At 67.7% G+C, this 23,562-nt stretch carries 19 protein-coding genes; 8 read left to right on the top strand and 11 right to left on the bottom strand.

The window, feature by feature from the left end:
• Window positions 1-132: 132 nt before the first annotated feature.
• Complete coding sequence (locus L0977_RS20350; RefSeq protein WP_234266690.1) at window positions 133-801, top strand: Smr/MutS family protein; 669 nt, start codon at window positions 133-135, stop codon at window positions 799-801.
• On the opposite strand, the gene L0977_RS20345 is transcribed toward L0977_RS20350, so the two are convergent.
• The 9 genes from L0977_RS20345 to L0977_RS20305 form a co-directional block, all read right to left on the bottom strand.
• Window positions 786-1,421, bottom strand: coding sequence for a queuosine precursor transporter (locus L0977_RS20345; RefSeq protein WP_234266689.1), 636 nt, complete (start codon window positions 1,419-1,421; stop codon window positions 786-788). The two genes, L0977_RS20350 and L0977_RS20345, sit on opposite strands and share 16 nt — an antisense overlap.
• Window positions 1,422-1,466: 45 nt before the next feature.
• On the bottom strand, window positions 1,467-1,892 hold the full coding sequence (locus tag L0977_RS20340; RefSeq protein WP_234266688.1) for a group II truncated hemoglobin: 426 nt from the start codon (window positions 1,890-1,892) through the stop codon (window positions 1,467-1,469).
• 13 nt (window positions 1,893-1,905) lie between these two features.
• Entirely contained in the window at window positions 1,906-4,437 is a 2,532-nt protein-coding gene (locus L0977_RS20335; protein ID WP_234266687.1) for an ABC transporter permease, read from the bottom strand.
• A 164-nt stretch (window positions 4,438-4,601) separates the two neighbouring features.
• Complete coding sequence (upp, locus tag L0977_RS20330; protein ID WP_234266686.1) at window positions 4,602-5,234, bottom strand: uracil phosphoribosyltransferase; 633 nt, start codon at window positions 5,232-5,234, stop codon at window positions 4,602-4,604.
• A gap of 59 nt (window positions 5,235-5,293) precedes the next feature.
• Window positions 5,294-6,097, bottom strand: coding sequence for a gamma-glutamyl-gamma-aminobutyrate hydrolase family protein (locus L0977_RS20325; RefSeq protein WP_234266685.1), 804 nt, complete (start codon window positions 6,095-6,097; stop codon window positions 5,294-5,296).
• Window positions 6,098-6,165: 68 nt separating this feature from the next.
• Window positions 6,166-7,455, bottom strand: a complete 1,290-nt coding sequence (gene boxA, locus L0977_RS20320; protein ID WP_234266684.1) for a benzoyl-CoA 2,3-epoxidase subunit BoxA — start codon at window positions 7,453-7,455, stop codon at window positions 6,166-6,168.
• Window positions 7,456-7,789: 334 nt separating this feature from the next.
• Window positions 7,790-9,217, bottom strand: coding sequence for a benzoyl-CoA 2,3-epoxidase subunit BoxB (boxB, locus tag L0977_RS20315; protein WP_234266683.1), 1,428 nt, complete (start codon window positions 9,215-9,217; stop codon window positions 7,790-7,792).
• Between the two features lie 154 nt (window positions 9,218-9,371).
• Entirely contained in the window at window positions 9,372-11,039 is a 1,668-nt protein-coding gene (gene boxC / locus L0977_RS20310) for a 2,3-epoxybenzoyl-CoA dihydrolase (RefSeq protein ID WP_234266682.1), read from the bottom strand.
• Window positions 11,040-11,191: 152 nt separating this feature from the next.
• Window positions 11,192-12,118, bottom strand: coding sequence for a helix-turn-helix transcriptional regulator (locus L0977_RS20305; RefSeq protein ID WP_234266681.1), 927 nt, complete (start codon window positions 12,116-12,118; stop codon window positions 11,192-11,194).
• Between the two features lie 180 nt (window positions 12,119-12,298).
• On the opposite strand from L0977_RS20305, the gene L0977_RS20300 reads away from it, so the two are divergent.
• From L0977_RS20300 to L0977_RS20290, 3 genes are all read left to right on the top strand, one after another.
• Window positions 12,299-13,891 (top strand): 3,4-dehydroadipyl-CoA semialdehyde dehydrogenase, encoded by a 1,593-nt coding sequence (locus L0977_RS20300; protein ID WP_234266680.1) that lies wholly within the window; start codon window positions 12,299-12,301, stop codon window positions 13,889-13,891.
• A 114-nt stretch (window positions 13,892-14,005) separates the two neighbouring features.
• A complete protein-coding gene (locus tag L0977_RS20295; protein ID WP_234266679.1) occupies window positions 14,006-15,583 on the top strand; it encodes a benzoate-CoA ligase family protein in 1,578 nt (525 codons plus the stop codon).
• Between the two features lie 130 nt (window positions 15,584-15,713).
• Window positions 15,714-16,844, top strand: coding sequence for an ABC transporter substrate-binding protein (locus tag L0977_RS20290; RefSeq protein ID WP_234266678.1), 1,131 nt, complete (start codon window positions 15,714-15,716; stop codon window positions 16,842-16,844).
• Window positions 16,845-16,870: 26 nt separating this feature from the next.
• Here the strand turns inward: L0977_RS20290 and apbC are convergent, their stop codons facing one another.
• Window positions 16,871-17,962 (bottom strand): iron-sulfur cluster carrier protein ApbC, encoded by a 1,092-nt coding sequence (gene apbC / locus L0977_RS20285; protein ID WP_234266677.1) that lies wholly within the window; start codon window positions 17,960-17,962, stop codon window positions 16,871-16,873.
• A gap of 125 nt (window positions 17,963-18,087) precedes the next feature.
• Here apbC and metG point away from each other — a divergent pair, with 125 nt between their 5' ends.
• Together metG and L0977_RS20275 are read left to right on the top strand one after the other, a co-directional pair.
• On the top strand, window positions 18,088-20,157 hold the full coding sequence (gene metG, locus L0977_RS20280; RefSeq protein ID WP_234266676.1) for a methionine--tRNA ligase: 2,070 nt from the start codon (window positions 18,088-18,090) through the stop codon (window positions 20,155-20,157).
• A 13-nt stretch (window positions 20,158-20,170) separates the two neighbouring features.
• Window positions 20,171-20,911: a YoaK family protein gene (locus L0977_RS20275; RefSeq protein ID WP_234266675.1), complete on the top strand. Its 741-nt coding sequence runs from the start codon at window positions 20,171-20,173 to the stop codon at window positions 20,909-20,911.
• Between the two features lie 13 nt (window positions 20,912-20,924).
• Here the strand turns inward: L0977_RS20275 and bamE are convergent, their stop codons facing one another.
• Window positions 20,925-21,455 (bottom strand): outer membrane protein assembly factor BamE domain-containing protein, encoded by a 531-nt coding sequence (bamE, locus tag L0977_RS20270; RefSeq protein WP_234266674.1) that lies wholly within the window; start codon window positions 21,453-21,455, stop codon window positions 20,925-20,927.
• Between the two features lie 154 nt (window positions 21,456-21,609).
• On the opposite strand from bamE, the gene L0977_RS20265 reads away from it, so the two are divergent.
• Both L0977_RS20265 and L0977_RS20260 read left to right on the top strand, forming a co-directional pair.
• Window positions 21,610-23,253, top strand: a complete 1,644-nt coding sequence (locus tag L0977_RS20265; RefSeq protein WP_234266673.1) for a SulP family inorganic anion transporter — start codon at window positions 21,610-21,612, stop codon at window positions 23,251-23,253.
• A gap of 82 nt (window positions 23,254-23,335) precedes the next feature.
• Window positions 23,336-23,548, top strand: coding sequence for a DUF3460 family protein (locus L0977_RS20260; protein WP_234266672.1), 213 nt, complete (start codon window positions 23,336-23,338; stop codon window positions 23,546-23,548).
• Window positions 23,549-23,562 lie beyond the last annotated feature (14 nt).

Below are 23,562 nucleotides of genomic sequence, written 5' to 3'. Positions count from 1 at the left end.
CCACCTGTGAGCGCAGCCATCGGTTGGCAGGATCCTGCTGGATGGGTGAGGTGGCAGACGCCACCCCACCACACCTTGTGCCCTTTAGGGAGACCGGCATCCGCCGCCACAGGCCTGCGCGACAATGCCTTCATGAAAGTGCACAGCCTGGCCGAGCTGAAAACGTTGCAGCGCGAAATCCGCCGCCGCAGCGAGGCCGAGGCCGCCCGTGTGCACGCCGAGCGGCAGCGGCAACTGGCCGCACAGCGCGAACGCTGCCTTTTTGCGACCGCAGTCGGCCCTGTCAGGCCGCTGGCCCAACCGGAGCGAGCGCATCCACACCGCCCGCCGCTGGACCCGGTCCCCGCACAGCGCCAGCGCGACGAACAATCGGTGATGCGCGAGGCGTTGTCGGACGAATTCGACGTCGAGACCCTGCTGCACACCGATGAGCAACTGAGCTTCCGGCGCCCGGGCATCGGGCCCGACGTGACCGCCAAACTGCGCGGCGGCCACTGGAGCATCCAGCGCCAGATCGACCTGCACGGCCTGCGCACCGACGAAGCGCGCGAGGCGCTGGGACGCTTTCTGCGCGAAGCACACCAGGTCGGCCTGCGCTGTGTGCGCGTGGTGCACGGCAAGGGCCTGGGCTCGCCGGGGCGCCAGCCGGTGCTCAAGGGACGGGTGCAGCGCTGGCTGGTGCAGAAGAACGAGGTTCTGGCATTTGTGCAGGCCCGCCCCATCGATGGCGGCGCCGGGGCGCTGGTGGTGCTGCTGCGCCCGGTGCGTGCGCTGCGCAGCGAGGGTCAGCGGCCGGCCTGACGCCAGCGCCACCCCAGCCACTGCGCCGCGATCCAGCGGAACGGCACCAGCGCCAGCAAGGCCAGCGCCAGCTTGACCAGCCAGTCGGCCAGGGCCAGCGACACCCACAGCGGCACCTGGGGCCCCAGGCCCAGCAGCGGCAGCACCTCGTTGGCCCAGGCGACGTCGGTGACCGGGTCCACCCAGGCCAGCGGTGCGGCAAACGCCACGCTGAAAAACAGCACCGTGTCCACGGCCGACCCCACCAGGCTGGAGACCAGCGGCGCGCGCCACCACGAGCCCTGGCGCAGCCGGTCGAACACCGCCACGTCCAGCCACTGGGCCGTCAGAAAAGCCAGGCCAGAGGCGATGGCCACGCGCAGCGTGACCAGCGGACCGAACTCGCCCGCGATCTGGCTGCCCACGAACGAGCAGGCCACGCCCACCACAAACCCTGCCAGCACGACCTGCCGCGCGGCACGCGCTCCGGCCTTGAGGTTGACCAGGTCGGTCACCAGGAAGGCCAGCGGATAGGTGAACGCGCCCCAGGTCAGCCAGGCACCGAAGAGGTGCTGGACCAGGATGTTGGACGCCACCACGACGGTGGCCATGGCCAGAATGGCCGGGAACAGCAAGGGCATGGGACCACCGGCGCGCAGCGCGGTTCGGAAGCGGGAGGGCGCCGATTATGGCGTGTTGCGCATCCAGTCGGCGGTTTTGAAGAAGCTCTCGCGCAGGCGCGCGCGCAGTTCGTCGGGCACCCCGGTTTCGCCCATGGCCTGGTCCATGCAGGCCAGCCACTGGTCACGCTCGAGGATGCCGATCTGGAACGGCATGTGCCGCATGCGCAGGCGCGGATGGCCGAAGCGGTCTTCGTAGTGCGAGGGACCGCCCAGCCAGCCGCAGAGAAACCAGAACAGCTTCTGGCGCGCATCGTTCAGCGTGCTGCCGTGCGCGGCGCGCAGTTCGCGGTAGCCGGGCTCGATGTCCATCAGGTCGTAGAAGCGGTCGACCAGCCGCTGCACCGCCGGCTCGCCGCCGATCCATTCGAAGGGGGTGGCAGGCCGGGCGGAAGAGGCCGTCGGGTCGGAAGTGTCGGGTGCAGAAGTCATGGTCGGAGGGCGATCAGGTGGCAGCGCGGCGCAGGGTTTCCACCACCGGGGTGCGCAGCACGCTGCGCAGGCCCCACCAGCCGGCGGCCAGGGCCAGCACACCACCGGCCAGGCTGCCTGCCAGCGGCACCAGCAGCGGGGGCTGCCAGGCGAACTGGAAAGCATAACGTGCCAGCGCCCAGCCCACGGCCACCGCCACCAGCGACGCGATGAAGCCCGCCAGCAGGCCGACGCCCGCCAGCTCGATGCGCTGCACCTGCCGCAGCAGGCCCGACGAAGCGCCCACCGCGCGCAGCACGGCAAACTCGCGCTCGCGCTCCCCACGGGTGGCGGTGATGGTGGCCAGCAGCACCACGAGACCGGCTGCAAGGGCAAAGCCGAAGAGGAATTCCACCGCCCGGATCACCTGCCCGAGCACGCGCTGCACCTGGGCAATGGTCTGGCTCATGTCCACGTTGGTGATGTTCGGGAAGGCGCGCACCAGCGTGTTGTCGAACTGCGGGTTGCCTTCAGGGGCGCGGAAGGCGCTGATGTAGGTGACCGGCACGTCGGCCATGTCGGCCACCGGGAAGATCACGAAGAAATTGACCCGCAGCGAACCCCAGTCCACCTTGCGCAGGCTGGTGATGCGCCGTTCCACCGGCATGCCGGCGATGTCGAAGGTGAGCGTGTCACCGAGCTTGAGCCCCAGTTCCTCGGCCAGGCCCTCTTCCACGCTCAGGCCGTCGGCCTCGTCCGGTGTCCAGCGGCCCTGCACCACGGGGTTGTGGTCGGGCAGTTGCGCCATGTGCGAGAGGTTGAACTCGCGCTCCACCAGCCGCTGGGCGCGGTCGGTCGCAAACTGGTCTGGCTGCACGGTCTGCCCGTTGATGCCGACCAGCCGACCGCGGATCATCGGGTGCCAGTCGTAGCGCTCCACGCCGGCCTGGTGCAGCGCCTGCTGGAAGGCCTCGGCCTGGTCGGGCTGGACGTTGATGACAAAACGGTTCGGCGCATCGGGCGGCGTGGCGTTGCGCCAGCTCGCGATCAGGTCGGTGCGCAGCAGCACCAGCAGCACCAGCGCCAGCAGGCCCACAGCGAGGGCGCTGATCTGCACCACCGCGTAACCGGGCCGCGCCGAGAACTGGCGCGTGGCCAGCACCAGCGCGCGCGGCGCGGTGCTTTCGTTGACGCTGGCCCGCAGCAGCTTGACCGCCCCCCAGCTCGCCAGCGCGAACACCGCCACGGCCGCCGCAAAACCGCCGACGGCAATGCCGCCGAGCACCAGGTCGCGGCTCGCGGCCAGCAGCAGCACGGCGAAACCGGCCACGCCCAGGCCCAGCACGGCCAGGGTGGCGGGCTTGAGCTGGCCGACGTCACGCCGGATCACGCGCAGCGGCGGCACCTGCGCCAGTTGCAGCACGGGCGGCAGCCCGAAGGCGGCCATGAGCGTGATCCCCATGCCCACCCCCAGCAGCGCGGGCCAGACACTGGCCGCGGGCAAAGCGGCATCGACCAGGCCCGCCAGCAGCACCACGAAAGCGTGGTGCACCGCGTAGCCCAGCGCCACGCCCAGCACGCTCGCGCCCAGGCCGATCAGCAAAAATTCAAGCGCGTAGGCCCGCGCCATGGTGCCCTGGGGCAGGCCGAGCACGCGCAGCATGGCGCAGTCGTCCAGGTGCTTCTGGGCAAAGCCGCGCGCCGCAATGGCCACGGCCACGGCCGACAGCAGCGCGGCCAGCAGGGCCACGAGATTGAGGAATTTTTCGGCCCGCGCCAGCGTCTGCTGCATTTCGGGTCGGCCGCCTTCGAGCGATTCGAGGCGCGTGCCGCGCACGTGACTGCGGTCGATTTCGGCCTGGGCCCAGTCGGAGAAGGTCTTGACCGCGCTGTCGGGCCCGGCCACCGCCAAACGCCAGGTGATGCGGCTGGCCGGCTGCACCAGACCGGTGGCGGGCAGGTCGGCGGTGTTGATCATCACGCGCGGCGCGAAGTTCATGAACCCGGCGCCGCGATCAGGCTCCTGGGTGAGCACGCGGTCGATGCGCACACTGCCGTCGCCCAGCAACAGCGCTTGCCCCACCCGCAGGTCCAGCGCATTGAGCAGCGCTTCGTCCACCCAGGCGGTACCGGGTGCGGGAATCTCCGCCGTGGCGGCATCGGGCTGACCAGGCGCCGGGGCCACGCGCAAGGTGCCGCGCAGTGGGTAACCGGGCGCCACCACTTTCAAGGCCACCAGGCGTGCCGCGCCCCCGTCCTCGTCGCGCGCGCGGCCCATGGTGGGGAACACCAGGGTCTGCACCGCCTGCAGGCCGAGCCGCCCGGCTTCTTCGGCAAACGCCGGAGGCGGCCGGTTGTCGCTGCTGATCACCGCGTCGCCGCCGATCAGCGCGCGGGCATCGCGATGCAGGCCACCCTGGAGCCGGTCGGCAAAAAACCCCACAGCCGTGAGCGCGGCCACGGCCAGCGTGACGGCCAGCAGCAACAGCCGCAACTCCCCCGAACGCCAGTCGCGCCAGAGCGAACGCCAGCCGAGGGACCAGAAAGCAATGGGAAGTGCAGCCATGCCCGAACCTTAACCCAAGCCCGCCACCCGCGCAGCAGGCAAGGCATAAGGCATCTTTACCCGTGCGCGGCTCCGGACCAGGATGCAGTGGAACTGGCTCCGCCAGGCCACCCGCGTCGCCCCGTTGAGGGGGGCGCACCACCGGCGCGGCGCAGGGGTGGCCCTTATTTCGTGCCGAAGATGCGGTCGCCGGCGTCGCCCAGGCCCGGCACGATGTAGCCGTGTTCGTTCAGGCCCCGGTCCACAGCCGGGGTGTAGACCGGCACGTCGGGGTGGGCATCGTGGAAGGTCTTCAGGCCCTGCGGGCAGGTGACCAGGCAGACGAAACGGATCGAACGCGGGTTCGTCTGCTTGAGCCGGTCGACCGCGGCAACGGCCGAGTTGCCGGTGGCGAGCATGGGGTCGAGCACGATCACGTCGCGCTCCTCCATGCCGCTGGGCATCTTGAAGTAGTACTCCACCGCCTGCAGCGTGGCCGGATCGCGGTACAGGCCGATGTGGCCGACGCGCGCACCGGGAATGATCTGCAGCATGCCGTCGAGGAAGCCGTTGCCGGCGCGCAGGATGGAGGCCAGCACGATCTTCTTGCCGTCGATCACGCGGGAACTCATGGTTTCCAGCGGCGTCTCGATCTCGAGCGTCTGCATGGGCATGTCACGGGTGAGCTCGTAGGCCAGCAGGGCAGACAGCTCGTGCACCAGTTCGCGAAAACTCTTGGTGCTGGTGTCCTGGCGGCGCATCAGCGTCAGTTTGTGCTGCACCAGGGGGTGGTCGATGATGTGGACTTCGCGGCTCATGGCAATCGGTCGGGGGCGGTGGAAACGCTGGCCAGCGGCCAGACGACGGGGCCCCGAGTTTATGCGGGTGGCCGGTGGCGGTCGGCGCGCTGGCGCGCGGCGTCGAGGAACGCCTGCATCATGGGGCCGCTGTCGAGCAGGCCCTGGCGCTGCTCGGACGGCGTGAGGTGGAACTCCGGGTGCCACTGCACGCCAAGCACGAAACCCGGCCCCTGGCGACGGATGGCCTCGACCACACCGTCAACCGGGCTGCGCGCCTCGATCGCCAGCCCGTCACCCAGGCGGTCGACGCACTGGTGGTGGATGCTGGTGATGTGGCGCGAAGCCTGCGAGCCGTAGAGCCCGTCGAGCAACGAACCGGGCTCGAAGGCCACCTCGTGCAGCAGCCGGTCGTAGTGCTCGGTGTCCTGATGCACCGTGGCGTTCGGCCACATCGAGGGAATGTCCTGCACCAGGGTGCCCCCGTGGTACACGTTGATGAGCTGGGCGCCGCGGCAGATGCCGAGCACGGGTTTGCCCGCTTCGATGAAACCGCGCAGCAGGGCGAGTTCGTAACGGTCGCGGATCGGGTCGCCGGCCCAGTCGGGGTGGCCGGCGGTGGCGCCGTAGGTGCCTGGGCTGATGTCCGCCCCCCCCTGCAGCACCAAGCCGTCCAGCAGATCGACGATCGCGGCCAGGGGGACACGGCGGGGCGAGACCGGGGCGGCTTCGTCGATGAAGGGCACCATCAGGGCGATGGCCCCGTGCCCCATGATCCAGTGCGCCATGGAGCTTTCGAGGAACTGCAACCGTTTCTGGGGCAGCCCCAGGCCGGGGGGCGGATCGTGCAGCAGGCGGGCGGTGATTCCGATACGGAGGGGCATGGGACAGGTGCAGCGAAACAGGCCTTCATGCTACGCCTGTCGCCGCACCCCTGTATGTCCCGGGGCCATCAATAGGTTTCGAGATGCAGACGTCCTTCACGCTTGAGTGCGCTGCCGACCACATCCCAGTCGAGCCCGGCACCGGTGGCGATGTCGCGCAGGGCCAGCACCACGCCCTCTTCCATGGCCTTGAGGCCGCACACGTAGAAGCAGGCGTTCGGGTCCTGCAGCAACGCGGCCAGGTCGGCGGCGCGTTCGCGCATGGCGTCCTGCACGTAGCGCTTGGACTTGCCGGCTTCGCGCGAGAAGGCGAAGTTGGTGTCGATGAAGTCCTTGGGCAGGTTCTGCAGCGGGCCGAAGTACGGCAACTCGGCCGGTGTGCGGGCGCCGAAGAACAGCATCAGTTTGCCGCCTTCGAACTTGCCGCTGGCGCGCAGACGGCGGCGCCATTCGGTCATCGCGCGCATGGGCGCCGAACCGGTGCCGGTGCAGATCATGACGATGCTGGACTTCGGGTGGTTGGGCATCAGGAAGCTGGCGCCGAAGGGGCCGATGACCTGCACCTGGTCGCCCACCTTCAGGTCGCACATGTAGTTGCTGGCGACGCCGCGCACCGGCTGGCCCGAATGGTCTTCGAGCACGCGCTTGATGGTCAGGGACAGGTTGTTGTGGCCCGGGCGTTCGCCATTGCGCGGGCTGGCGATGCTGTACTGGCGCGCATGGTGCGGCTTTCCATGGGCGTCGACGCCGGGCGGCACGATGCCGATGCTCTGGCCTTCAAGCACCGGGAAGGGCATGCTGCCGAAATCGAGCACGACGTGGTGGGTGTCGTAGTCCTTGCCGACCTCGGTGACACGCAGGTTGCCGGTGACGGTGGCGGTGACGGTTTTTTCGGCGGCCTTGGGGCCGTAGAGGTTGGTGTAGGCGTGGGCCGCGCTCCAGGGCGGGATCGTGGCGCCGTACTGGGCGGAGTTGAACGTGGCCTGGCCAGCCGGATCGGCAGCGGGGGCGGCCGTCTCCTGGGGTTCGGCTTCTGCCTCACCGAGGCCAGCCTCGGCCGACTGGGCGGCCAGCTCTCCCGACGAGAGCTCGACGGGCAGTTCGTCCCAGCCGAGCTGTTCTTCCACGGTGTAGGCGTTGCCGCGCACGACGCGGCGGTAGTTGTCGATGGAGCCGGTCGGGCACGGCGAGATGCAGTCGTTGCACCAGTTGCACTTGCTGACGTCGACGACGTAGTTGCGCGAGTCGTGGGTGATGGCGCCGACCGGGCAGATCGATTCGCAGGTGTTGCAGCGGATGCAGATCTCGGGGTCGATCAGGTGCTGCTTGATGACGGCGGCTTCCATGGGGGCGTTCATCTTCTGTCTCCGGTACTGTTGTCTCGTGGAGCTCTATTGTGTGTGGCGTGTGTTGACTTCGTGGAGACACCGCGTGAGCCCGGGTGGCTGACTCCGTTCGTGTCCCCCGCCGGCCTGCGGCCGGCTCCTCCTTTACCTCACTGCGCCAGCCACCCGGGCTCACGCTCACAGGCTCGCGAGGCGAAGAAGCAAACCAAACCACACATCGCTCCGGCGCGCGTGCCTGGTCCAGAGATGCGGTGGAACCGGCTTCGCCGGGCCACTCGCATCGTCCCCCCTTCAAGCGCCAAAGGCGCGCCAGAAAGGGGGGAAGCCGCGCAGCGGCGCAGGGGGGTTATCCGAATCTCACGTACTCGAAATTCACCGGCTGGCGGTTGATGCCCATGACCGGCGGCGCGATCCAGTTGGCGAACTTGCCCGGCTCGACCACACGGCCCATGAGCGAACCCACGTAGGCGCGGTCGGTGTCCGAAGGCAGCCACTCTTCCACGCGCTGGTTCCATTCGTGGTCGCTCACCACGCGGCCGTCCGGGCTGACCTTGACGCCGGCCAGCGAGCCGATGTTGCGGTGGAAGGCCTTGTGCGGCACCTTCAGGCGGAAGTCGATACCGGCCTTTTCGATCAGGCGGTTCCAGCGGTCCACACCGCCCACCGAGTCCTTGATGTAGTCGTCGCGCAGCACTTCGTTGAGCGCGTTGAGCATCGGCACTTCCTTCTCGACCAGGCCGCCGTTCTCGACCGCCAGGATCTTGTAGGAATTGCCCTTGAGCACGTGGTCGTCGGTGCGCTTGCCCTCTTCGTAACGGCCCTTGAGACCCGAACTGTAGAAGGTGGCGGCGTTGGACGACTGGTCGGCACCGAACAGGTCGATGGTCACCGAGAAATGGAAGTTGATGTAGCGCTGGATGGTCGGCAGGTCGATCACGCCGGCCGCGCGCAGCTTGCCCACGTCATCGGTCTTGAGCTGGTTCATCATTTCGCAGGTGCGGGTGATGACGCGGCCCACGCCCGATTCGCCCACGAACATGTGGTGCGCCTCTTCGGTCAGCATGAACTTGGTCGTGCGGGCCAGCGGGTCGAATGCGGATTCGGCCAGGGCGCAGAGCTGGAACTTGCCGTCGCGGTCGGTGAAGTAGGTGAACATGAAGAAGCTCAGCCAGTCGGGCGTCTTCTCGTTGAAGGCCTGCAGGATGCGCGGGTTGTCGGCGTTGCCGCTGTTGCGTTCGAGCAGGGCTTCGGCTTCTTCGCGGCCGTCCTTGCCGAAGTACTTGTGCAGCAGGTAGACCATGGCCCAGAGATGGCGGCCTTCTTCCACGTTCACTTGGAACAGGTTGCGCAGGTCGTACTGGCTCGGGCAGGTCAGGCCCAGATGGCGCTGCTGCTCGACCGAGGCCGGCTCGGTGTCACCTTGCGTGACGATGATGCGGCGCAGGTTGGCGCGGTGTTCGCCAGGCACGTCCTGCCAGGCGGCTTCGCCCATGTGGTCACCGAAGTGGATCTTGCGCTCCTGCTCGGCCGGGTTCAGGAAGATGCCCCAGCGGTAGTCGGGCATCTTGACGTGGTCGAACTGTGCCCAGCCCTGCGGGTCGACGCTGACGGCGGTACGCAGGTACACATCGAAGTTCTGCGAACCGTCCGGGCCCATGTCCTGCCACCACTGCAGGTAATTGGGCTGCCAGTGTTCCAGCGCGCGTTGCAGCGTGCGGTCTTCGCTGAGATTGACGTTGTTCGGAATCTTCTCGCTGTAATCGATGCTGGACATGACAGTCTCCTGGTGGGGGAATGAACGTTGGAGTGAAGATGCTTGAAGCCAGGGGTGCGGCGGAACCGGCTTTGCCGGGCCGCTCGCGCCGTCCCCCCTTCAAGCGCCAAAGGCGCGCCAGAAAGGGGGGAAGCCGCGCAGCGGCGCAGGGGGGTTACACGCGATTCCAGTCAAAGGCGGCCTTTTCGCCCTTGCCATAGACCTTGAGCGCGCCCTTCTCGCCGACGGCGTTGGGGCGCTGGAAGATCCAGTTCTGCCAGGCGGTCAGGCGACCGAAGATGCGGGTGAACATGTTTTCCTTCTGGGCGAAGCGCAGATTGGCTTCCAGACCGGTCAGCGCGTCGGGCGACATGGCCGCGCGCTCTTCCAGCGCCAGGCGGATTTCGTCGGCCCAGTCGATGTCGTCGGGGGCCGCGGTGACCAGGCCCAGCTTCAGCGCCGCGTCGCCGTCCAGCGCCTGGCCGATGGCGCCGCGCGCGGCTTCCATCGGGCCCACCTCTTCGTAGAAGCGGCGCTGCAGGCGGCTCTGGCCGTTGACCATGGGCAGGTAGCCGAAGTTCATCTCGCCCAGGGTCAGTGCGGGCTGCTTTTCCGGCTCGTCGGGCAGCACCAGCATGTAGGCGCGGTCGGCGCAGAAAGCCAGCTCGGCCAGCGTGCCGGCAAAGCAAGACCCCGGCTCCAGCAGCGCGAACAGGCTGCGCGAGGACACGTCCAGGCGGGCGAAGGTGCGGCGCAGGTGGCCGATGGTTTCGTTGACGAACCAGTGGTCCTTGTTCGCGAGCATGAGCGCGTCGTTGGCCAGCACGGCGGCGGCATCGCCTTCGGTTTTGAGCAGCCAGGTGCCGATGTCCAGCTCGTTGGTGCGCATGTGCAGGATGGCGTCGTCCAGCTCGCGCACCATTTGCAGGGCGTACCAGTTCGCGCCCAGCGCTTCGATACCGGCAATGTCGGTCGGCTGCGCACCTTGCGGGGCCTTCACGGTGAAGGTGGCGGTGCGTTTGGCGCGGTCGATGGCGACCGACACGTTTTGGTAGGTGAGGCTGTCGGCCGCGATCGTGCGGTTCAGTGGCGTCAGCTCCACGCCCCGTGCGCCAGCCGCGCCGCGATGGCTGCCGGCAGCCAGCTTGTCGGCACGCTCGCGCACGGCCTGCTGGAACACCGCAGGCTTGGCGATGGCGTCGACCAGGCGCCAGTCCACGGCCTTCTGGCCGCGCACGCCTTCCACGCTGGTGCAGAAGATGTCGGCCAGGTCGTGGCGCACATGGCGCTTGTCGGTCACGCGGGTCAGGCCGCCGGTGCCGGGCAGCACGCCCAGCAGCGGTACTTCGGGCAGGCTCACGGCGCTGGAACGGTCATCGACCAGCACGATCTCATCGCAAGCCAGGGCCAGCTCGTAACCACCGCCGGCGCAGGCGCCGTTGAGCGCGGCCACGAACTTCAGGCCGCTGTGCTGGCTGCTGTCTTCGATGCCGTTGCGGGTTTCGTTGGTGAACTTGCAGAAGTTCACCTTCCAGCCGTGGCTGGACAGGCCCAGCATGAAGATGTTGGCGCCCGAGCAGAACACCCGGTCCTTCAGGCTGGTGACCACCACGGACTTCACTTCCGGGTGCTCGAAGCGGATGCGCTGCAGCGCGTCGTGCAGCTCGATGTCGACGCCCAGGTCGTAGCTGTTGAGCTTGAGCTTGTAGCCCGGGCGCAGACCCGCGTCTTCGTTGATGGCCAGCGAGAGCGTGGCCACCGGGCCGTCAAAGCTCAGTTGCACATGCTGGTAGCGCGAGGGATGGGTCTGGTAGTCGACGCTGGGGGCGGCGGTGGCGGTCATGGAAGTCTCCTCGGGTTCGGGTCGGCGGGCAGTTCAGGACGGTCGGGCCGCACATCCGCGCGGCATGACATGAATAATAGTGCATATTCCGGTGCGCCGTCAAATGCAGTTTAGTTCTCAAACCCCCGGAGAAACCCGGAGACCAGGTCCGCTCAGACCGGCAGCCGGAGCAGTTGCCGCACTTCCCGCCGCAGTTTCACGAAGCTGTCTTCCAGTGGCAGCGCACTGGTGTCGAAGGCCAGATCGGCCTTGGAATAGAAGGCGGCACGCCCTTCCAGGATGCGCTTGAGGTCTTCCATCGCCTCGCGGCTGGCCGCCATGGGGCGCATGTCGCCCTGCGCCGCCACCCGCCCCATGTGATCGGCCGGATCGGCCTTCAGCCACACCGTGGTGCAGTGCTGCAGCAGCAGGTTGAAGTTGGCCGAATCCGCCACCAGCCCGCCGGGCGTGGCGATCACCACCTCGGGATAGATCTGGATCGCCTCCTCCAGCGCGCGCCGTTCGTAGCGCCGGTAGGCGTTGGCGCCATAGAGGTTGTGGATCTCGCTGATGCTGCAGCCGGCAAACTGCTCGATCTCGCGGCTGAGTTCGATGAACGGAAATCCCAGGTCCTGCGCCAGCCGCTGCCCGAGGGTGGATTTGCCCGCCCCGCGCAGGCCGATCAGGGCCACACGCGCCTGGCGGCCCTGCGCGTCCACACCGCCGCTGGCGCCCAGCAACTCGGCCAGTTGCACCCGCGCACGCCGCAGATCGCCCTCGCTGCGCCCCTGCAGCAACTCGCGGATCAGCAGCCATTCGGGCGAGCTGGTGGTGACGTCGCCGATCAGCTCGGCCAGCGAGCATTGCAAGGCCTGCGCCACCTGCAACAGCACCAGGATGGAAGCGTTGCCGGTGCCGTATTCGAGGTTGGCCAGGTGGCGCTCGGACACATCGGCCGCTACCGCCACCGCCTTGCGCGTCATGCCCTTGCGCGAGCGCAGATTGCGCACGCGCTCGCCCAGCGCCACCAGGAAGGGATGGCGCTCGGCGTCGTCGGCGGCAGGGGCTGGCGGGGCGATGAGGGTGTCGCTGGCGGTCATGGCGCGGGCGCCTTTCGTCTGTTGGCGAAGCGGTCGAGGGTAAACCCCAGTCGTCAAAATGCCTCGGGACATGCACTTTAATGCATACTCCTCAAGACGCAAGATAGTGCATTTATAACGTCATTCCGTGGCCACGGCCACGGCATTTACGCAAACCGCTGCATCCCGGAACCCGCTGCCATGACCGCCCACACCGATCTCCCCCTGCTCCCCAACTTCTTCGCCGGCCGCTGGCAAACCGGCACCGGCCGTGGCCAGACCCTGCTCGATCCGGTGACCGGCGAGGCGCTGGTGCGCGTCGACAACACCGGCCTGGACCTGGCCGAAGGCTTCACTTTCGCCCGCGAACAGGGCGGCGCCGCGCTGCGCGCCCTGAACTATGGCCAGCGCGCCGCCCTGCTGGGCGCCATCGTCAAGGTGCTGCAGGCCAACCGCGACGCCTACTACGACATCGCCACCCGCAATGCCGGGACCGTCACCAAGGATTCGGCGGTCGACATCGACGGCGGCATCTTCACCCTGGGCTATTACGCCAAACAGGGCGAGGCCCTGGGTGAAGCCAGCGTGCTGCTCGATGGCGAGCGCATCCGCATGGGCAAGGACCCGGTGTTCCAGACCCAGCACGTGCTCCAGCCCACGCGCGGCGTGGCCCTGTTCATCAACGCCTTCAACTTCCCGAGCTGGGGTCTGTGGGAAAAGGCCGCACCCGCCCTGCTCTCGGGCGTGCCGGTGATCGTCAAGCCCGCCACCGCCACCGCCTGGCTGACCCAGCGCATGGTGGAAGACGTGGTCAAGGCCGGCGTGCTGCCGGCGGGTGCGCTGTCGGTGGTCTGCGGCTCCTCGGCCGGGCTGATGGACCAGCTCCAGCCGTTTGACGTGGTCAGCTTCACCGGTTCGGCCGAAACGGCGCGCATCATCCGCAGCCACCCGGCGGTGGCCCAGCGCTCGGTGCGCTGCAACATCGAGGCCGACAGCCTCAACAGCGCCCTGCTCGACCCGGCCGCCAGCGAAGGCGGGGAAGCCTTCAACCTCCTGGTGAGCGAGGTGGTGCGCGAGATGACGGTCAAGAGCGGCCAGAAGTGCACCGCCATCCGCCGCATCTTCGTGCCGCGCGCGCTGTACGGCGCCGTCGCCCAGGCCATCGGCGCCAAGCTGGCCAAGACCACCGTGGGCAACCCGCGCCACGAAGGCGTGCGCATGGGTGCGCTGGTCAGCCGCGAGCAGTACGACAGCGTGATCGCCGGCATTCAGCACCTGAAGACCGAGGCCGAGGTGCTGGTGGACGGCAGCGCCGTGGCGCTGGTCGACGCCGACCCCGCCGTGGCCGCCTGCGTGGCGCCCACGCTGCTGGGCACCCAGGACCCGGTGGGCGCGAAGGTGCTGCACGAGGTGGAGGTGTTCGGCCCCGTGGCCACCCTCATGCCCTACGACAGCGAGGCCCAGGCCTATGAGCTCATTCGCCGCGGCGAGGGCTCGCTGGTGGCCTCGGTCTACAGCGAAGACCCGGCCTTCATCGCCCGCGCCGCCGCCGAGCTGGCCGACAGCCACGGGCGTGTGCACGCCATCAGCCCCGACGTGGCCGCCAGCCAGACCGGCCACGGCAACGTCATGCCCATGAGCCTGCACGGCGGCCCCGGCCGTGCGGGCGGCGGCGAAGAGCTTGGCGGCCTGCGTGCGCTGGGCTTCTACCACCGCCGCAGCGCGGTGCAGGCCAGCAGCGCCGCACTGGATGTGTTGTGTGCCCCCCGCGCCGCCTTCGGCGTCACCCCCTGAGGGGGCGATGCACGTGGCCCGGCAAAGCCTGTTCCACCGCATCCTGGACTGGGGCACTGTTTGCCGAAAAGCGCCTGAGTGCCCCCGCGTTTCATCAGAAAACAGGAGACAGACATGCCCCTCGAAACCGCCGCCCCACCCGCCCGCTTCAACTTCGCCCGCCACCTGATGCAACTCAACGCCGGCCGTGTCGGCAAGGTGGCGCTGATCGATGACGCGGGCACGCTCAGCTACGGTCAACTGGCCGACCAGGTGCGGCGCTTTTCGGCCGCGCTGGTCGCCCTGGGCCTGCGCCGTGAAGACCGCGTGCTGCTGCTGATGCACGACAGCAGCGACTGGGTCGTGAGCTTCCTGGGGGCGTTGCACGCGGGCGTGGTGCCGGTGTGCGTGAACACCCTGCTGACCGCCAAGGACTACGCCTACATGCTGGCCGACAGCCGCTCGCAGGCAGCCATCGTCTCGGGCGCACTGCTGCCCACGCTGCAGACCGCACTGGCCGACGGCGGGCACGAAGCGAAGACGCTGATCGTCTCGCGCGGCACGGGCGCCCTGCCGGCCGGTGCGCACGACTGGGCCGCGCTCGTGGCGGCCACACCCCCGGGCGACGGCGCCGACACGCACGGCGACGAGCCCGCCTTCTGGCTCTATTCCAGCGGCTCCACCGGCGCCCCCAAGGGCACCGTGCACACCCAGGCCAACCTGTGGTGGACCGCCGAGCTGTACGGCAAGGGCGTGCTGGCGCTGCAGGAAAACGACATCGTCTTCTCCGCCGCCAAGCTCTTCTTCGCCTATGGCCTGGGCAACGCACTCACCTTCCCCCTGAGCGCCGGCGCCAGCGTGGTGCTGATGGCCGAACGCGCCACGCCGCAGGCCTGCTTCAAGCGCTTCGTGGAACAGCGGCCCACCGTGTTCTACGGTGCCCCCACCGGCTACGGCGGCATGCTCGCCAGCCCCGAACTGCCGCCCCGCGACCAAGTGGCGCTGCGCCTGTGCTCGTCCGCCGGTGAGGCGCTGCCGCGTGACATCGGCGAGCGCTGGACGGCCCACTTCGGCTGCGAAATCATCGACGGCATCGGCTCCACCGAGATGCTGCACGTGTTCCTCTCGAACCGCCCGGGCGACGTGCGCTACGGCACCACCGGCAAACCCGTGCCCGGCTATGCCGTGGAACTGCGCGACGAAGACGGCCGCGTGATCGACGGCCACAACCAGATCGGCGACCTCTATATCCAGGGCCCGAGCGCGGCGCTGCTGTACTGGAACAACCGCGCCAAGTCGCGCGACACCTTCCAGGGCGCCTGGACCAAAAGCGGCGACAAGTACGTGCGCGACCCCGACGGGTACTACACCTACGCTGGCCGCAACGACGACATGCTCAAAGTCAGCGGCATCTACGTCAGCCCTTTCGAAGTCGAGGCCACGCTGGTGCAGCACCCCGCCGTGCTCGAAGCCGCCGTGATCGGCAAAAACGACGACGAAGGCCTGACCAAGACCAAGGCCTACGTGGTGCTCAAGCCCGGCCAGCAAGCCACCGAAGCCGAGCTGCAGGCCTTCGTGAAAGACAAGCTCGCCCCCTACAAATACCCGCGCTTCGTCGAATTCGTGGCCGAACTGCCCAAGACCGCCACCGGCAAGATCCAGCGCTTCAAGCTGCGCGAGCTGGAGAACCAGCGGCTGTTCGTGAACCACTGACCCCCTGCCAGCAACCGCCTGTCTCCTTTCCGCCCCCGACACAGGGGAAACCCCCGGTCCCGGGGAAGGCATTTCGTTTTAGAACATAACGAGATGACCAACGACTTCCAGCCGGCACGAAGGAGACAAGATGGTTCGCAGATGGATCGCGGCGTGCATGGCCTTGCTCGCCGCTGCCGCGCATGCCGGTAACGAGGGTGTCACCCCCACCGAAATCCGGCTCGGTTCCTCGCAGGTGCTGACGGGCCCTCTTGGCCCGCAAACCCTGCAATATGGTGAGGGCGCGCGTCTGCTGTTCGATGCCGTGAACGCCGCAGGCGGCATCCACGGCCGCCAGATCCGCTTCACCAGCCTGGACGATGGCTTCGATGTGCAGCGCGCCGTGAACAACACCCGCCAGCTGATCGAAGAGCAGAAGGTGTTCATGCTGTTCAACAGCTCGGGCACGGCCCACACCGCGGCGGTGCTGCCGATGCTGCAAGCGTCCCAGACCATCCTGTTCGGCCCGGTGACCGGCGCTTCGTCCATGCGCGAGCGCGTCCACCCGTACCTCTTCCACGTGCGCGCCAGCTACGCCAACGAGGCCGAAAAGATGGTCTCGCAGATCAAACAGATCGGCGTGAACCGCCTCGCCGTTTTCTACCAGGACGACGCGTTCGGCCAGGCCCTGCTGGCCGAGGTGCGCAAGGCCTCGGCCTCGCAGAACCTGCCGCTGGTGGCCGAGGTGAAGGTGAATCCGGCCGCGCCGGACTTTGCCGCCGCCGCTGCAGCCACGGCCCAGGCCAACCCCCAGGCCGTGATTCTGGGCACCGCCGGCCAGACCTTCCCCAACTACGTCAAGGCGGTGCTCGCCACCCCGTCCCGGCCGGTCTTCTACGGCTTTTCGGTCGCCAGCCTTGACGTGATCAAGCGGGAGCTCGGGGACAAGGCGCGCGGCATCATCCTCGCGCAGATCATGCCCTCGCTGCGCAACACCACCGTGCCGGTGGTGTCCGAGTACCTGAGCCTGCTCCGGACCAAGTCGCCCGATGCGGCGCCTTCGGCATCGCAGTTCGAGGGCTTCGTGCATGCCCGGCTGCTGGTCGAAGGGTTGCGGCGCACCGGCCGTGACCTGAGCACCGCCTCCTTCACGCGCACGCTGGAGAACGCGGGCGAGATCGCGTTCGGGCGTTTCAAGGCGCGCTACTCGCCCCAGTCACACAACGGCTCCGACTACGTGGAACTGGCCATCATCGACGGCCAGGGCCAGTTGCGCTACTGACGCCCGGCCGGTATGCGCCGTGTGCGTCAGGTGCCTTTGGAGATGGTGATGTTGGGGAATTTGCTGGAGTAGTCCTTGGCCTTGGTGGCGATCTTGATCGCCACCTGGCGTGCCACGGTGCGGTAGATACCGGCAATCTCGCCCTCGGGCTCGGCGACCACGGTGGGCTCGCCGCTGTCGGCCTGCACACGGATACCCATGTTCAGCGGCAACGCACCCAGGTAGTCCATGGCCAGTTCGGCCGCCATCTTCTTGCCGCCGTCAGCGCCGAAGATGTGTTCGGTGTGGCCGCAGTTGGGGCAGCAGTACACCGCCATGTTCTCCACGATGCCCAGAATGGGCACGCCCACCTTTTCGAACATCTTGATGCCTTTGCGCGCATCGAGCAGGGCGATATCCTGCGGCGTGGTCACGATCACCGCGCCGGTCACCGGCACGCGCTGGGCCAGCGTGAGCTGGATGTCGCCGGTGCCGGGCGGCATGTCGACGATGAGGTAGTCCAGCTCGCGCCAGTTGGTCTGGCGCAGCAACTGGTCAAGCGCCTGGGTGGCCATGGGACCACGCCAGATCATGGCCTGGTCGGGGTCGACCAGGAAGCCGATCGACATCACCTGCACGCCGTGGTTTTCCAGCGGCTCCATGCTTTTGTCGTCCACGCTCTGCGGCCGGCCGGAGATACCCATCATCTGCGGCAGGCTGGGGCCGTAGATGTCGGCATCCAGAATGCCCACGCGCGCGCCTTCCGAAGCCAGCGCCAGCGCCAGGTTCACGGCGGTGGTGCTCTTGCCCACCCCGCCCTTGCCCGAGGCCACGGCAATGATGTTCTTGATGCCGGGCAGCAGCGGCACGCCGCGCTGCACCGCATGGGCCACCACATGCACCTGCAGCTGCACGGAGACATTGGCCACCCCCGGCACCGTGCGCGCGGCCTCCACCAGCGCCCGGCGCAGCGCCGGCATCTGGCTCTTGGCCGGGTAACCCAGCTCCACGTCGAACGACACGTCACCCCCGTCGACCTGCAGGTTCTTCAGCGCCCGCGTGGACACAAAATCCTTGCCGGTGTTCGGATCGATCACGCCCTGCAGGGCGCCCAGCAGGGCCTGGTTGTCGACAGCCATGGGGGAAAACTCCTTGTAGTGGTTGAGGCCAGCCAGGGGCGGGCGGCCCGCAGTCTAACGCCGATGCCAAGCCCCGCCTAAAATCAAGGGTTCCCCCGAAAAACGCCTCAACCGCGCCATCTGCCATGAGCCAGCGACGCCTGTTCGTCACCACCGCCCTGCCCTACGCCAACGGCCATTTCCACATCGGCCACATCATGGAATACATCCAGGCCGACACCTGGGTGCGCTTCCAGCGCATGATGGGCCACCGGGTGGACTTTGTGGGCGCCGACGATGCGCACGGCGCGCCGATCATGATCGCCGCCGAAAAAGCCGGCAAGACGCCCGAGCAGTTCGTCGCCGACATCGCCGCCGGGCGCAAGCCTTACCTGGACGGTTTCCACATCAGCCACGACAACTGGCACTCCACGCACAGCCCCGAAAACACCGAGCTGGCGCAGGCCATCTACCGCGACCTGCGCGCCGCCGGCCTGATCGAAACCCGCACCATCGAGCAGTTCTTCGACCCCGAAAAGGGCATGTTCCTGCCCGACCGCTACATCAAGGGCGAATGCCCCAAGTGCCACGCCAAGGACCAGTACGGCGACAACTGCGAGGTCTGCGGCACGGTCTACGCGCCCACCGACCTGATCGAGCCCTACTCGGCCCTCTCGGGTGCCAAGCCGGTGCTGAAGAACTCCGAACACTTCTTCTTCAAGCTCTCTGACCCGCGCTGCGTGGAATTCCTGCAGGGCTGGACGCAGGACGGTGTGCATGTGCAACCCGAAGTGGCCAACAAGGTCAAGGAGTGGTTCACCGTCCGCACCAACCCCGATGGCAGCACCAGCGAGGGCCTGGGCGACTGGGACATCAGCCGCGACGCGCCCTACTTCGGCATCGAGATCCCCGACGCGCCGGGCAAGTATTTCTACGTCTGGCTGGACGCCCCCATCGGCTACCTCGCCTCGCTCAAGAACCTGCTGGAAAAACGCGGCGAGAGCTACGAGGCCTACATGGCCGACCCGGCGCTGGAGCAGTTCCACTTCATCGGCAAGGACATCGTCACGTTCCACACGCTGTTCTGGCCCGCCATGCTCAAGTTCAGCGGCCGCAAGACACCCGACAAAATCTGCGTGCACGGCTTCCTGACCGTCAACAACGGCGAGAAGATGAGCAAGAGCCGTGGCACCGGCCTCGATCCGCTCAAGTACCTGCGCCTGGGCATGAACGCCGAATGGCTGCGCTACTACATCGCGGCCAAGCTCAATGGCAAGAACGAAGACATCGACTTCAACCCCGAAGACTTCATGGCGCGCGTGAACGCCGACCTGATCGGCAAGTTCATCAACATCGCCAGCCGCGCCGCCGGTTTCATCAGCAAGCGCTTCGCCGGCCAGCTCGGCATGCCGGGGTCCGAGGGCCAGGCGCTGCTGGCCACGCTGCAGCAACAGGCCGCGCCCATCGCCGACGCCTTCGACAAGCGCGACACCGCGCGCGCCGTGCGCGAGATCATGCTGCTGGCCGACCGCGTGAACGAATACGTCAACGAATACAAACCCTGGGAACTGGCCAAGCAGGAAGGCGCCGAAGCCCGCCTGCAGGACGTGTGCACCACCTGCATCCAGGCGTTCCGCCTGCTGGCGCTCTACCTCAAGCCCGTGCTGCCGGCGCTGGCGCAGCAGGTTGAGACCTTCCTCAACACAACGTCGCTGCAATGGGCGGACGCGCAGGCGCTTCTGCCGGCCGGCCACACCATCGGCACCTACCAGCACCTGATGCAGCGCGTGACCCCTGAACAACTCGACGCGCTGTTCGAGCCGCCGGCACCGCCGGTGGTGGAAAAGCCGCTGCCGGGCGGTGAGGCCATTGCCGACACCATCACCATCGACGACTTCGCCAAGATCGACTTGCGCATCGCCCAGATCGTGCAATGCGAGGCGGTCGAAGGCTCGACCAAGCTGCTGCGCCTGACGCTGGATGTGGGCGAAGGCCGCACGCGCAACGTCTTCAGCGGCATTGCCAGCATGTACCAGCCCGAAGACCTGGTGGGCAAGCTCACCGTGATGGTGGCCAACCTCGCGCCGCGCAAGATGAAATTCGGCGTCAGCGAAGGCATGGTGCTCGCCGCCAGCCACGGCGACGAAAAGACCCACCCGGGCATCCACGTGCTCAACCCCTGGCCGGGCGCCACGCCGGGCATGCGCGTGCGCTGAAAGCCACGCCCCGATGTTTGCGCCGATCCACGGTTTCACCAGCCTGCAGCGCACGCCGCAGACGGACCTGAAGCTCGGCACCGTGCTGGCCTTCGTGGGCGGCGCGGCCAACGCCGGCGGGTTTCTGGCCGTGGGGCAATACACCTCGCACATGACGGGCATCGTCTCGTCACTGGCCGACAACCTGGTGCTCGGCCAGTTCGTGCTGGTCGGCGCGGGCCTGGCTTCGCTGCTGGCCTTTCTGCTGGGCACCATGTGCACGGTCTGGCTGGTCAACTGGGGCATGCGGCGCCGGCTGCGCAGCGCCTATGGCCTGCCGCTGATCGTGGAAGCCGCGCTGCTGCTGGTGTTCGGCCTGTTCGGCGCGGCCCTGAGCCTGTGGCACACGCTGATCCTGCCGGTCACCGTGGTGCTGCTGTGTTTCATCATGGGCTTGCAGAACGCGGTGATCACCAAGATTTCCAAAGCCCGCATCCGCACCACGCACGTCACCGGTCTGGTCACAGACCTGGGCATCGAACTCGGGCGCCTGTTCTACATGAACCGCCTGCCGGGGGCCGAGCCGGTGCGTGCCGATCGCCGGCGGCTGCGGGTGCACGCCCAGCTCATCGCCAGCTTTCTGCTCGGCGGCATCGCCGGTGCCTTCGGCTTCAAGTTTGTGGGTTACGTGAGCACCGTGCCGCTGGCCCTGGCCCTGCTGCTGCTGGTGCTGCGCCCGGCGCTCGACGACTGGCAGCGCCTGCGCGCGGCCTGAAACAGCCCCCCGGTCAGCGGTTGCGCTCCAGGTCCGGGTCGCGCACCGACATCGTGGAAACCACGCGCAGGTCCGGGTTGAACACCACGGTGAAGACCTTCGAATCGCTTTCGTTCGGCCCGTCCCGCCAGCGCCAGTCGTAATGGGTTTCGCGTTTGAGCGCGTATTCGGTGATCTTCATCGGTTTGCCCAAGAGCTTGCGCACGGTCTCCATCGGCATGCCGGGCTGGATCTGGTCGAACGTGCGGGCGTTGAGCACCTGGCGCAACGCACTCATCTTGCCGTCCGGACCGATGGTGATCTGGTAGTTCTGGTAGCCGGCGGGCTGGCGGTTGTATTCGTAGATCTGCGAGCCGTCCGGCCCGTCCCACACCGCCTCGGGCGGGCCGAAGCGCTGGCGCACGTCGGCTTCGGTCGAAACGCCTTCTTCCAGTTCGCTGATGGCCTGCGGGTCGCACGCCCCCAGCCAGAAAGACGCCCCGAGGATGGGCACCCACAACGCCCGCCGCAGGCTCCGACGGTATCGACGCCACCTTGATGTCATGCTTGCTCCTGCCCGGCTTCTCGCCGGGTGCTCGGATCAGTGTAATCCCCTGAAGGTGCCACTGCCGACACCCGCCCCTCAGGATCCGTGCCCGGTGCTGCGCACCCGGGCAAGTCCGTGTGGCGCCACGGCCCCCTGGCAGTAACATTTGGTGATGTCGCTGAACCTCCCTCCCCTGGCCAGTTTCCGACCCCGGCTGCTCGCCGATCTGCGTGGCTACAACCGGGAACGCCTGGGCAAGGACATGGGCGCCGGCGCCACCGTGGGCATCGTGGCCTTGCCGCTGGCCATGGCCTTCGCCATCGCCAGCGGCCTCAAGCCCGAAGCCGGCCTGTGGACAGCCATCATCGCGGGCTTCCTGATCTCGGCCCTGGGAGGCACTTCGGTGCAGATTGGCGGCCCTGCGGGCGCCTTCATCGTCATCGTCTACGGCATCGTCGAGCGCTACGGCGTGGCCAACCTGCTGATCGCCACCGCCAGCGCGGGGGTGCTGCTGTTCCTGCTGGGTCTGTTCCGTCTGGGCACCCTGGTGCGCTACGTACCGGTGAGTGTGGTCATCGGCTTCACCAACGGCATCGCGGTGCTGATCGCGCTGTCGCAGGTGCGCGACTGGCTGGGCCTGGACATTGCCAAGATGCCCGGCGATTTCTTCAGCCAGATCGGTGCGCTCGCGCACCATCTGGACAGCTTCAACCCCTACGCCTTCGGTCTGGGCACGCTGTGCATCCTGGGCCTGTTCATCTGGCCCCGCCTGTGGGCGGTGGACTCCCAGTTCCGCCGTCAGCTGGCGCAATACGACACCGTCAGCGCACTCAAGGCCACCTCGCGCCTGCCCGCGCCGGTGGTGGCGCTGATCACGCTGTCGCTGGCTTCGTGGGCCCTGTCGATGCCGGTAGAAACCATCGGCACCCGCTTCGGCGGTATTCCCCAAGGCGTTCCGGCCTTCGAACTGCCCGACTTTTCGTGGGAAACCGCGCGCCTGCTGGTCACGCCCACGCTCACCATCGCGCTGCTGGGTGCCATCGAATCGCTGCTGTGTGCCCGTGTGGCCGACCAGCTCAGCGACACACCCAAGCACGACCCCAACCAGGAGCTGATGGCGCAAGGCGTGGCCAACGTGGTGGTGCCGTTCTTTGGCGGCATGCCGGCCACCGGCACCATCGCCCGCACCGTGACCAACATCCGCTCGGGCGCCACATCGGCAGTGGCCGGCATCGTGCATGCGGCCACGCTGGCGGCCGTGGTGCTGATCGCCGCGCCGCTGGCGCAGCACATTCCGCTCGCCGTGCTGGCCGGGGTTCTGCTGTTCGTGGCCTGGAACATGGGCGAATGGCGCGAATTCAGGCGCCTGAAACACTTCACCAACCACTACCGGCTGATGATGGTGTCCACTTTCCTAGTGACCATCATTTTCGACCTGACGGTGGCCGTGGAACTCGGCCTGGTGCTGGCCTGCCTGCTGTTCGTGCGGCGCCAGAGCGCGATCTTCCGGGTCGATCCCGTGGCGCGCACCGAGCACCAGCTCACCTACCGGCTCTATGGCTCGCTGTTCTTCGGCGCGGCGGCCAAGCTCGACCCCATCGTCGCCGAGGTCGAGCGGGCCGAGCCCGGCCTCCGGGTGATGCTCGACGCCTCCCAGCTCATATCGCTGGACACCACGGGCCTAGACGCGCTCGAACAGGTCCACAAGGCCCTGGAAAAGCGCGGTGGCCGCCTGGGCATGGTGGGCCTGAACGAACAACCCCGCTCCCTGATCGAACGCTCGGGCTTTGCCCAGCGGCTGGACACCTGCCAGTGAGCCCCCACAGGCCCCGCTGAAGCCGTGGTCCGGGACCGGTAAAATTGGCGTTTTCCCCAACCAGTCCGATTCCGGAATCGTCATGTCCCTCTTCGGTCGCCCGCACTACACCTCCGACGCCACCCAGTTCATCGAGCAGCTCAAGGCCAGCCGCCCGCAGCTCGACGCCGAGCAGCGGCAGGGCCGCGCCCTGCTGTGGGACCAGCAGATCGACCGCGAATTCCAGCGCCAGGCCGATGCCGCCAGCGTGCCGCAGAAGCCCTACGTCTACCAGACCGAGCCCGACCAGCGCTGATCCCGCCTGCGCCG

The sequence above is a fragment of the Hydrogenophaga sp. NFH-34 genome, assembly GCF_021401345.1.
In the GTDB taxonomy this organism is placed as follows: Bacteria; Pseudomonadota; Gammaproteobacteria; order Burkholderiales; family Burkholderiaceae_C; genus Hydrogenophaga; species Hydrogenophaga electricum.
Note: the sequence above shows the minus strand (reverse complement) of the source record. Positions and strands in the feature narration are given on the sequence as shown.